The sequence below is a fragment of the Halarcobacter bivalviorum genome, assembly GCF_003346815.1.
In the GTDB taxonomy this organism is placed as follows: domain Bacteria; phylum Campylobacterota; class Campylobacteria; order Campylobacterales; family Arcobacteraceae; genus Halarcobacter; species Halarcobacter bivalviorum.
Window position 1 is genome coordinate 464,030 of sequence record NZ_CP031217.1, and the last position, 12,374, is coordinate 476,403.

8 protein-coding genes are annotated in these 12,374 nt (G+C 27.3%); all 8 read left to right on the top strand.

Annotated elements, in window-relative coordinates; genetic code table 11:
* Window positions 1-3 precede the first annotated feature (3 nt).
* The 8 genes from ABIV_RS02375 to ABIV_RS02410 are packed head-to-tail and all read left to right on the top strand — an operon-like array spanning window position 4 to window position 12,373.
* Entirely contained in the window at window positions 4-2,307 is a 2,304-nt protein-coding gene (locus tag ABIV_RS02375) for a hypothetical protein (protein WP_114838369.1), read from the top strand.
* On the top strand, window positions 2,308-3,060 hold the full coding sequence (locus ABIV_RS02380) for a flagellar biosynthetic protein FliR (protein WP_114838370.1): 753 nt from the start codon (window positions 2,308-2,310) through the stop codon (window positions 3,058-3,060).
* 10 nt (window positions 3,061-3,070) lie between these two features.
* Entirely contained in the window at window positions 3,071-4,123 is a 1,053-nt protein-coding gene (flhB, locus tag ABIV_RS02385; protein ID WP_114838371.1) for a flagellar biosynthesis protein FlhB, read from the top strand.
* Between the two features lie 3 nt (window positions 4,124-4,126).
* A complete protein-coding gene (locus ABIV_RS02390) occupies window positions 4,127-6,121 on the top strand; it encodes a tetratricopeptide repeat protein (RefSeq protein ID WP_114838372.1) in 1,995 nt (664 codons plus the stop codon).
* A gap of 2 nt (window positions 6,122-6,123) precedes the next feature.
* Window positions 6,124-7,428 (top strand): flagellar protein export ATPase FliI, encoded by a 1,305-nt coding sequence (gene fliI / locus ABIV_RS02395; RefSeq protein WP_114838373.1) that lies wholly within the window; start codon window positions 6,124-6,126, stop codon window positions 7,426-7,428.
* On the top strand, window positions 7,425-8,780 hold the full coding sequence (locus ABIV_RS02400; protein ID WP_114838374.1) for a flagellin N-terminal helical domain-containing protein: 1,356 nt from the start codon (window positions 7,425-7,427) through the stop codon (window positions 8,778-8,780). Before fliI ends, ABIV_RS02400 begins: the two co-directional genes overlap by 4 nt.
* A 12-nt stretch (window positions 8,781-8,792) precedes the next feature.
* On the top strand, window positions 8,793-10,910 hold the full coding sequence (flhA, locus tag ABIV_RS02405) for a flagellar biosynthesis protein FlhA (RefSeq protein ID WP_114838375.1): 2,118 nt from the start codon (window positions 8,793-8,795) through the stop codon (window positions 10,908-10,910).
* Window positions 10,910-12,373, top strand: coding sequence for a BatD family protein (locus ABIV_RS02410; RefSeq protein ID WP_114838376.1), 1,464 nt, complete (start codon window positions 10,910-10,912; stop codon window positions 12,371-12,373). The genes flhA and ABIV_RS02410 overlap by 1 nt, the downstream gene beginning before the upstream one ends.
* The last annotated feature ends 1 nt before the right edge of the window (window position 12,374 follow it).

The window sequence follows — 12,374 nt, forward strand, 5'->3', positions numbered from 1 at the left end:
TAAATGAGTGAAGAAGTAAATTTTTTAAACCTTGGAAAAACACAAGATAGCAAAACTAGCACTACTGTAAAAACTTCTACTGAACCAAAAAAAGAAGGAATGTCTTTATTTGATTCTTTATTAGTAAGTAATAAAAAAGATACTTCTTCAGATTCTACAAAAGCAAAAGATGAAACTACAAAAGCTACAATAAAAACTGCTACTTCTTCTGAAGAATCTACTAAAACAAAAACTAACTCTGAAATAGAAAAGAAAGAAGAAAAAACTTCTAACACAAAAATTTTAAATAGTGAAAAGAAAGAAAATATAGAAGAAAAAAAACAAGAATCTAAAAAAGAAAATTCTTCAATAACGACACAAAATGATGAAAAAGAAATAAAAGAAGAAAAAAGTGAAAAAAAATCTACCTCTTCTTTATTAGATAGAATGATTCTTGAAGCAAAAAAGAAAAATAAAACTATAAGTACTTCAGAGATAAAAGAAGAAAAAAGTGAGACACAATCTTCTAAACAAAGTTCACTTTTTGATGAATTAATTTCAAAAAAAGATGAAAAAGTAAAAAAAACTATAACTACAAACTCTTCAGATGCAAAGAGTGATAAAGTAATAGATAAAAATGAAGAACTACCTTTAAAAGAGATTAAAAATAATAAAAAAGAGTCTCTTGAAGAAAAAGTAGAAGATAGTAAAATAAAGCAAACTCAACCCTCTTTAATGGATCAAATTGCTGATAAAACAAAATCTGAAAAAGAAGATAAAACAGATGTAAAGATTCAAAAAAAAGAGGCAAATGATTTAATCAATAAGAACTCTTCAATAAAAGAAGAAAATATAGCTGTTTCTGAAAATAAAAAGAGTGATAAAGTAGTTAAAAATGAATCTTCTATTTTAGCAAAAGATGAGACTACTACAAAAACTGAAAATAAATTAAATACTCAAAACTCAAAAGATAAGATTGATACTATTGTTTCTGAAAAGCAAACAGTAAAAAAACAAGCTTTAGATGAAAATAAAAATAGTAATACTTCTTTAAATGTAGAAAAAAAATCTGAAATACAGACAAAAGAAGTTAAAACAAATTTAGAAAATGCTATTAAGAAAGTAGATAAAGAAGAGACATCAAATGATTTATCTATTTTAAAAAAAGAAGAAGTAAAAACTACAAGTAAAGATGAAAAATTAGTAGATTCTCAAAGTTCAAATAAAAAAGCAGAAAATACACAAATTATTAATAATTCAAAAGAGAGTGGTAATCTGTCAAAACTAGATAAAGAAGCTTTAGTAAAAGAACCACAAAAAGTAGAACTAAATAAAGAACAAGTTGTTGATAATAAAATAGAAGAGAATAAGCCTAAAGAACAAGTAAAAGAAAAATCTTTAATGGATCAAATATTAAAGAGTAATCAACCTAAAACTATTTCAACTGAAGATTTATCTGATTCTACAAAACAAGTTTCAAATAGTAATTCAAAAAATAATGATTTACTAACAAATATATATTTAGGTTCTCAAAAAAACTCAATATATAATCAAATAATTTCAAATAAAAGTGATGCCGTAAAAATTGTGAAAGAGGCTAAAAGTGTTGCTGATGTAAAAAAAGGTGCAGATAAATTAGATTTAAATGTTCAAAGTACTTCAGTTACAAAAGAGTCTAATGTTCAAAGCAGCTCTGAGCTTAATAGACAAAATGAGATTAAGTTTACAAGAGATAGTATTGATAGAATGATAATTGATCAAAATGCTAAAAAAGAGACATCAATCTCAGCAGCAACAGCAAAAATCAGTAGCTCTTCAAATAATGCAACAACTCAAGAACAAGTAGAAGTAAATCTTTCAGTTTCTAATGCTGCTGCTTTAACAATTCAAAATAGAATTATAGGTGCAAGACAGCAAATGTCTTCAATGATGTCTGATATTGCAAGAAATATGTATGAAAACTATAAACCTCCAATTACTGCTTTTAGAATTAATCTTTTCCCTGCACAATTAGGGCAAATTGCTATTTTAATGAAAAATGATAGAGAGGGTGGAGGATTAAATATTTCTATGAATATGTCTAATTCTTCAACACTTGATGCTATTGTTGATAACCAAAGCATATTAAAAGAAGCTATTACTAAGAATTTTAATAATGAAACAGAAGTTAATTTTGAATTTGGAATGCAAAGTGAAAATCAAAACAACTCTTCAGAAAATAATCAAAATGAGCAAGGACAATCTCAACTACAACAACACTCATCAAGTGATATTTTAGAAGCTGTTAGTGAAAATAAAACTGTAGCAGAAGATTTAAACTATATGTAAATGGAACAACTTTTATCATTACTAAATGAAGAACTACTATTTAGTTCTTTACTTTTATTTGCTAGAATATTAGCTTTTGTAGCATTTATGCCTCCTATTTTTGATCATAATTCTGTTAGTCCTACGGTTAGAGTTGGAATTGCTTTTTATCTTACAATATTTTTATACCCTTTAATTGACGTAAAAGGTGATTTTTCACAAGATAATTTTATTTTATCTTTAATCTCTGAAATAACTCTTGGTTTAATAGCGTCATTCTTTATGCATGTTATTTTTGCAGCAGTAAGAATTATTGGAGAGTTTGTAGAATATGCAACTGCTTTATCTATGGCAAGTATGTTTGATGCTGCAAGTGGAACAAATTCAGGTTTAGTAAATAGATTATTATATTTAATAGCATTAATGCTTTTTTTCCAAACAGGAATGTATGAAATTACAATTATTATGCTTGTAAAAAGTTTTTCTATGGTTCATTTAGGGATGTTTGATATATTTTCTTATGATGGAATACAAATAGCAATTGATGAAATAAAAAGAATGTTTGCTTTTGCCTTTGCTTTTGCCTTACCTCTATTCTTTATAGGATTTATTTTAGATATATATTATGGATATGGAACAAAATCAATGCCTGCATTTTCGCCTTTTGTTATTACTTTTCAATTAAAGTTTGCATTGATTTTTATTTTTTTAATTTTAGGTATGGAAGTTTTTACAGAAAGTTTTACAAATTATATGATTAATAAGTTTGAATAGGTAATTAGTTATGGCTGATGAAGAAGAAAAAACCGAAGAACCCACCAGTAAAAAGATAGAAGATGCCAAAAAAGAGGGTAATGTTCCAAAGTCTATGGAAGTTACAGGAGCAGCTGTTTTACTCTTTGGTTCTGTATATTTATTATTTTTTTCTGGTTTTACCTTTGATTCAATTAAAAAGCTGATGTTATTCTCTTATAATTTTATAGGTGAAGAGATGAGTCCTGCTGTATATTATTCTATAGGCTATACTTTTATAATAACTGCTGTAAAAGCTCTTGCTCCTCTTTTTGCATTAGTTTTAGTTTTAGCGTTAGTAACTAACTGGACTCAATTTGGTTTTTTAGCAATTCCATTAAAAATAGATTTACAAAAGTTAGATCCTATAAAAGGGTTAAAAAATATTTTTGGTTTGAAAAAAGCTATTGAAGCTTTAAAATTAACTCTAAAATTAATTATTATTGTCGCTGTTATGTTTTTAGTTTTAGCTTTAACTCATAAAGCTTTTTTAGCTATGATGGATAAAGAGTTTTATTCAACATTTAATACAATAATTGAGTTAACAACATATTTTTTAGCAGCAATATTATTAATTATATTAATTTTTGCTATAATAGATTTCTTTTTTACAAGACATTATTATTTTAAGTCTCTAAAAATGAGTAAACAAGAGATTAAAGATGAATATAAAAATATGGAAGGGGATCCTCAAGTAAAAGGAAGGATTCGTAAAATCCAAATGCAAATGCATTCAAAAAGAATGATGAATAGTGTCCCTGAAGCAGATGTTGTTATTACTAATCCAACACATTATGCTGTTGCATTAAAATATGATAGTAGTAGTGATAATGCACCAAAAGTAGTTGCAAAAGGAATTGACTTTATTGCATTAAAAATAAAAGATATTGCAAGAGAGAATGATATTCCAATTATTGAAAATCCTGCGTTAGCTAGGTCTTTGCATGCTCAAATAGAAGTTGACCAAGAGATTCCAGGTGAGTTTTATAAGGCATTAGCAGAAATTTTCTCTTATGTTTTTGAATTAAAAAAGAAAAAAAGGTAGTTTTTGAAAGTTTTTTTATTTATCTTATTAATTTTTACTTTTTCAACTGCTAAAAAAGACTTTTATTATGGTTTTATTGATTCAACAGGAGATCAAATCTCTCAAAAAAGAATCCAAGAAATAGAAGATGGCTTTGCAACAGTTAAAAATGCGAGACAGCTATCAAAAGAAGGAAGGATTGACGAAGCATATACTCAAGTTAATGCTTTAAAACAATTAAATAAAATTCCTATTTTATACTCAGATATTATCATCCTTTATTCAGAATTAGCTTTAAAGAAAAAATCTAAAAGATTAATAATAGAAGCTGCAAAAGAGTTAGAAAAAGCAATAAATGACTCAAGAATTCATGAAAATGATTTAGCTCGTGCTTATATGGTTTTAGTTGAATTAAAATTAAATACTAATAAAGTAGAAGATGCTAAATACTTTGCAAATATTATTGTAAATAACTTTGAAAATGAAGTTATAAATGCTTATGGGAAAATCTATTTAGCGAAAGTTTATAAGTATCAAAATAATTATGATATGTCAATAAAAGTTTTATATGAAGTACTTACAAAAACAACAGACTTACTTGTAGCGACTCTTGTTGCAGATGAATTATTTGATGTATATATTTTAAATGATCAAAAAGATAAAGCTTATGAATTAATCTCTAAAGTTTTAGAGAAAAATATGGATTATTATGCAAAAGATTCTTTTTTAGCTTTAGAAAAAGTAAATAGACTTTTAAAAGCAAATATGCCAGAGTTTGCTGTAAAAATATTAGAAGAATTATTAAGTAGAACAGATAAGCCAGCTTCGATAGAAGATTTTAAATACAAATTAGCAGATATCTATATGAAAATGTATGATGGTTCTGATAAATATTTAATCAAAGCAAGGGAGTTATATAAAGATATAATTAATGATTTTGCTGGTGGAATTTATGCAGAAAAATCTAAGATGTATATAGATGAAATTTTGATGAGACAAGGGATTTTAGAACCAGCAGCTGTTGCAACTAAATATCCTGATTCAGAAGCAATGCAACAGAAAGTTTTAGTGCAAGAACTTTTAAATCACAAAAAACAAGGTAAATATGATTTAATCTTAAAGTCAAAAAGAATTTATGTAAAAATTTCAAATACAATTGCACAAAGATTTGGTTATGAATCTGTAGATGCAATTTTTGATGAAGTTACTATTGATTTGATTAAACAATATCTAGCAAGTGGAAAATGCTTTTTATTAAATGAGGCATTACAAACTGCAAGAAATGAGACTTTTCAACAGTTAGTTGAAGATGATACAACAAAAGATAAATTTTTTGAATGTTTAATTGAAGTACCTTATGAAAAAGCTTATGAGTTATTAAAAGAGACTTTTACAACAAGTAGAAATGCAAATTTATATTTATATTTAGAGAGAATGGCTTTATCTTTACAAAACTATACTGATGCCAAAACTTTTTCGGCAAAAATTGATATGGTAGATGATAGAAATGTTTTAGAAAAAGAGTTCTTATATAGATTTTTAATAAAAAATACAGAAGGGGACTCTGTTTCTATGGATAAATTCTTTAACTATGCATATAGAAATAAAGAGTTTATTGATGCAAATGCTGATAAACCAATGATTATCGACTTTTATTACTATTATTATTTATATTTAGTAAAAAGAGAATTAAAAGACGAAGCAGAAGATGTTTTAAATAAATTATATGCAAAACAAAAAGAGAATAATGCATATATCTATTCTCCATTTGTTGAGTTAGAATTAGCAAAAATAGCACAAACAAATAACCAAAATGATAAAGCTTTAAAACTATTATTGGACTCTTTAGACTATACAAGAAGAATTAGTCCAAATGATTTAGCACAGGTATATTATGAAACAATACTTCTATATGAAGAGTTTAATAATAATATAAAAAAAGATGAATATATAAATAGATGTAAAGCAATTGAAGGAACAAATAATAGTTTTTATAAAAAAATGTGTGATGAGATGTAAAAATGGATATTGATTCATTATTAAATAGCATTGATTCTTCATCACTATCAATTCCCTTTGGAAGAATTAAACATATCTCTTCTACTACAATAAAAGCTTCAGGTATAGAAGTAGCAGTTGGCGATATTGTACGAATTGAGTCTCAACAACATATTTATTCTGTTCTTGGAATGGTTGCTTCAATTGAATCAAATGATTTTACAATTGTTCCTTTCTCTTTTATTGATGGATTTAGAATCCATGATAAAGTTTTTTTACAAAAAGATGGATTATCTGTTGCCACTGGATATGGTCTTTTAGGTAGAGTTGTAAATGCTTTAGGAGAACCAATTGATGATAAAGGGAAAATTAAAGATTTAACAGAAAATTCTGCTATTAATAAAGTTTCTATGTCTCCTTTAGAAAGAGGAGTTATAGATGAAAGATTTTCAACTGGTGTAAAAGCTATTGATTCTATGTTGACAGCAGGAAAAGGACAAAAAGTAGGTATTTTTGCAGGTTCAGGGGTTGGAAAATCAACTCTAATGGGAATGATTGTAAAAGGATGTGAAGCTCAAATTAAAGTAGTTGCTTTAATTGGGGAAAGAGGGCGTGAGATTCCTGAATTTATTCATTATAATTTGAATAATAATTTAGAAAATACAATTATAGTTGCAGCAACTTCAGATGAATCAGCTTTAATGAGAAAATATGGAGCATTTACAGCAATGGCAATTGCGGAATTTTTTAGAGATAAAGGGCATGATGTTTTATTGATGATGGATTCTGTTACAAGATTTGCAATGGCTCAAAGAGAGATAGGATTAAGTACAGGAGAACCTCCTGTAAGTCGTGGTTATCCACCTTCAGTTTTTGCTTTATTACCTCAATTGATGGAGCGTGCTGGAAATAATGCAAAGGGTTCTATTACAGCATTTTTTACAGTTTTAGTTGATGGGGATGATATGAATGATCCTATTGCTGACCAAAGTAGATCAATTCTAGATGGACATATTGTTTTAACAAGAGATTTAACAGAACAAGGTTTTTATCCTCCTATAAATTTATTAAAATCTGCTTCAAGGGTTATGGATAAAGTTGTGAATGATGAACACTATAATTATTTTTTAAAGCTAAAAAGGGTATTATCACTAATAAAAGAGAATGAAGTTTTAGTTCGTGTAGGGGCATATAAGCCTGGAATGGATAAAGAACTAGACGATGCTCTTGCAAGAAAAGATAAAATTAGAACTTTCTTGACACAAGGTATGAAAGAACAGTATAATTTTAATGAAATAGTAGCGAAGTTTAAGGAGGTATTCCAATGATTAGATCAACTTCAGAAACATTATTTAGATTAGAAAATTTAAATAAAGAACAATTAAGAATTAGTTATCAAATTAGTAGTACAAAGAAACTACAATATGGTAGTGATGATGCAAATCTATTTACAAGAGATATTTACTTAGATGATAAACTAAAAGTATATGAAGGTATCAAACTTCAAATAGAAAAAACTACTGCACAAAATAATGTATCAGATTCAACTTTAGCAGAAGTTAAAAACTTACTTACTTATGTAAAGCAAGAGTTAATAAAAGCTAATAATGGTACTACTAGTCAAGATGCAAGAGAAGCAATTGCCGTAAACTTAAAAGGTGTAAAAGAAAATCTTTATATGTTATCAAATGAACAAGTAGAAGGTGAGTATATTTATGCTGGTTCAGATTCTATGGTTAAACCTTTTGTTCAAGATGCTTCAGGGAAAATTACATATCAAGGAGATAGTTTTTTAAGAAAAACTGCTGTTGAAGATGGTTCTTATAGAGAAAAAGGTGTAACTGGATTTGAGACATTTCTTTATACTGCAAGTTTTGGATTAAAAGGTGAAACTTTAGAGTTTGAAAAAACTGATAGAATTATTGACCAAGGAAGCTTTGAGTGGAAAATTGAAGCAGTAGTACCATCAACAACTGCAACTTCACCTTCTTCTGTTCTTTCTTTTGATGCAAATGAACCATTAATGGATGAAAATGGTGTTGAGTGGAGATTAAACGCAGGTGGAACAGCTGTTGAAAATGCAGCAGGAGATTCTATTGCTGTAACTGGTACTGGACCATACAGTATTGATATGGCTGCAATAACTATTACTCCTGCAACAGCAACTGCACCAACAGAACTTAGTAAAGTACAAATTGTTAAATATGACGAAGAGGGTACTAGAACAAATGAAGTATTAGCAGTAAAAGCTGGTGCAAATAAAGATTATGAAGTTGTTTTACCAAATGTAGATGGAACAAAATTTGAAGCAAAAGGTAATACTTTTGATGTTTTAGACAAAATTATTAATGCTTTAGAATTAAAAGATGCTACAGGTAATACAATTACAAAAGATGAAGCAGATGCAGAATTAGCAGAAGCTTTAGATATGATTTCTTTATCATTTGATACAGCAAATACAGGACATGCAAAACTGGGTGGAAGAAATAAAGTATTTGAAATTTCATTAGAAAGAGTAACTTCTAAAATCACTCAATTTAGTATTATGTCACATGAGGTTGGAGCAGCAGATTTAACAAAATTAGCTGTAGAAGCAAAAGCTCTAGAAGTAACATATACAGCTTTATATTCAACAATAAATAAAATGAACCAACTTTCTTTAGTTAATTTTGTAAGATAAGCTAAAGTTTAAATGAATTTAAGAAGAATTTTTTCTAAAGACCTATTTGTTGTTGCACTTTTTGTAGCAATATTAATGATTATTATTGTACCCCTTCCAAAAGGGGTACTTGACTTCTTTTTAATTGTTTCATTATCATTATCTTTATTAATTTTATTAATTTCATTATATATTCAAAAACCTTCGGACCTTACAACCTTTCCTACAATCATATTAGTATTAGCACTATTTAGGCTCTCTTTAAATATTGCAACAACAAGGTCAATATTAAGTGAAGGCCATAATGGACCTGAATCTGTAAGTTCAATTATCTCTGCTTTTGGAGAGTTTGTTGTTGGTGGAAATATGGTAATTGGTATTATCGTATTTATCATCTTGGTATTAATCAATTTTATGGTTGTAACAAAAGGTGCAACAAGGGTTGCAGAAGTTACTGCAAGATTTACTCTTGATTCTATGCCTGGTAAACAAATGGCAATTGATGCTGATTTAAATGCAGGATTTATTGATGATAAAGAGGCACAAAAAAGAAGAAGAGAACTAATTACAGAAGCAAACTTTTATGGAGCTATGGATGGTTCTTCTAAGTTTGTTAAAGGTGATGCTGTTGCTGGTATCATTATTACTTTAGTAAACTTAATTGGTGGTTTATTAATAGGTTTATTCCAGCATGATATGTCTGTAACACAAAGTGGAGAGATTTATACAATCTTAACAATTGGTGATGGACTTGTTGCTCAATTACCTGCTTTAATTTTATCAACGGCAACAGCTGTTATTATTACTCGTTCAAATATGGATGAGGATAAGTTTGCTAATCAATCTGTTTCTCAACTTATCAAAGATTCTAAATCTTTAATTTTAGTAGGTATTGGTTTAATATTATTTGGATTTGTTCCTGGTTTCCCTACGGGAATTCTAATGGTAATGGGTATTTTACTTGCAGGAATTGGATATACAATCTCTATGATTGAAGATGGCAAAGATAATGTTATAACAAGACTATTTTCTTCTACTGAACAAAAAACTAAAAAAGTTGATGAGAAAAGTAGTATTGAAGCACTAAAAGAGAAGAAAAAACAAGAAGCTATTCCTGATGAAAAACAAGTAATGGAGAATATCATGAAAATGGATGTTCTTGAACTTAAATTGGGTATTAGACTTTTACAGCTTGTTCAAGGAAATTCAGAGCTACTTGATAAGATTAAAGCAATTAGAAAAACAATTGCAGCTGATTTAGGATTTATTATTCCTCAAATTAGAATTTCAGATGATGCAAATTTACCAACAAATGAGTATGAACTTTATTTAAAAAGAATTCCTTTAGCAAGAGGAAGAGTTGAGGTTAATAAGCTCCTTGCTATGGGAGGAATACCTGGAAAAATCAAAGGTATTAATGTAAAAGAACCTGTTTTTAATTTAGATGCTGTATGGATTGATGAAGAACAAAAAGATGATGCTTTAATGAATGGGTTTACAGTTGTTGATGCACCAACAATTATCTCTACACATATTTCTGAATTAATTAAAAAACACTCTGAAGATATTATTACAAGACAAGATATTGTTGATATTGTTGAAAGACTAAAAAAAGACTTCCCTATTGTTATTGAAGAGGCTATGAAAGTTACTTCTTATGGAACTTTATTAAAAGTTTGTAAAGATTTATTACATGAAAAAATTCCAATTGTGGATATGCTTACAATCATTGAAGCAATTGCAGATATTGCAGAATTTACAAAAGCACCAGATATTTTATTAGAACATGTAAGAAGTAAACTATATAGACTTATTACAAATAGATTTAAAGATGATGATGGGACTTTACATATTATTACTATAAAACCAGAGATTGAACAACAGTTTGTTGGTAAACTTCAAGAGCAACATGGAGTTTCTCAATTAATGCTTTCAATTGCAGAAATAAACAATCTAGTATCTAAAACAAAAGAGTTATTAGAACATGTTGAATCAAAAGGTTTCTCAAAAGTTGCCATGGTTGTTGATCCAATGCTTAGAAAAAGAATTTCAGAAATTTATGAAAAATTTGGATTACAAGTTGCTGTTTTATCACATGCCGAACTTGATTCACGAGCTAACTTTGCAATAGAAGGAACATTAGATTTCTAATGAAAACAGTATTTAGAACTTTAACTATTTTCATTTTATTTTCTCTACAACTATTTTCAAGTGTAAACTTAAATTCTTCAAATTCTTTTATAAAAGGTGAGCCTTTTATTTTTGAGTTTGAAGTAAGTGGTAGTTCTATAAACTTTCCAAAGATAGAAAAAATAGAAGATTATGTGGTACAAAACTTAGGTACTTCAAGGTCTTTACAAATTATTAATGGAAAATATAGTGAAAAAATAAGCCAAAAATTTCAAATTTTACCTCAAAAAGAGTTTACAATTCCCTCTTTTATTTTTGAAATTGATGGAATAAAAATAGAGAGTACTTCAAAAAAAATATTAGAAAAAAAAGCAGATAAAACTATCTCTGATAATTTTGATTTACAGTTAATCTCTTCTAAAAAAGAGGCTTATATTGGAGAAGAGATTTTATTAACTTTAATATTTAAGTATAAAAAAAATCTTCAAATTACAAACTTAGGTTTTGAACCACCACATTTTGAAAACTTTTGGTATAAAAAAGTAGATACAAATAGAAGATATGAAGAGAATGAGTATATAGTTCAAGAACTAGAATATATTCTTTTTGCTCAAAAGAGTGGAAAAGTTGAGATTAAACCTCTTTCTATTATTGTTCAACAAGTAAAACAAGATTCAAGATTTGGTAATTTCTCTTTCTTAGGAGTACCTACTGAAAAGAAAATTTATTCAAATCCTTTAGAATTTGAGATTAAGGAACTTCCAGAAAATACAGATTTAATAGGTGAGTTTTTTATTAATTCAGAAATTGATAAGCAAGAATTAAAAGAAGGGGAAGCTTTATCTTTAAAACTTAATATCAAAGGAGTAGGGAACTTCGATGATATTAAAGATTATACTTTAGAATTAAAAGATGCAATTATATATGCTAATAAACCTAAAATTGAAACAAAATATTCAACTGCAGGTTTAGAAGGAACTTATGAGAAGATATTTTCTATAGTGCCAAATAGCTCTTTAATAATTCCAAGTTTTTCAATAAAATATTTTGATAAAAAGCAGAATAAAGTTATAGAAAAAAGAACAAAAGAGTATAAAGTTCTTGTAAATAATATCAAAAATAAAGAAGAACCAATTTTAGAAAAAGCTGTAAAAAAAGAGCCTACAAAAGTTATAGAAAAAAGTAGTTCTTTTGAAGAAAAACTATTGTTTTTTCTTTTTGGTTGTTTTGTGACACTATTAATATTTGGTTTATTTACTTATGTTAGGATTTCAAAAAATAGGATAAAAAAAGATAATAATCCTTTAATCAAAAAAATAAAATCAAGTAAAAATAAAGAGGAATTATTAAAGATACTTCTTCCATATTTAAAGTATAATAGCGAACTTGATGAATTAATCTTTAAGTGTGAAAAAACAAACAAATTTAAAGAGATTAAAAAAACTATTATCTCTTTAGTTAAACAATTAGATATAAAAGGTTAAA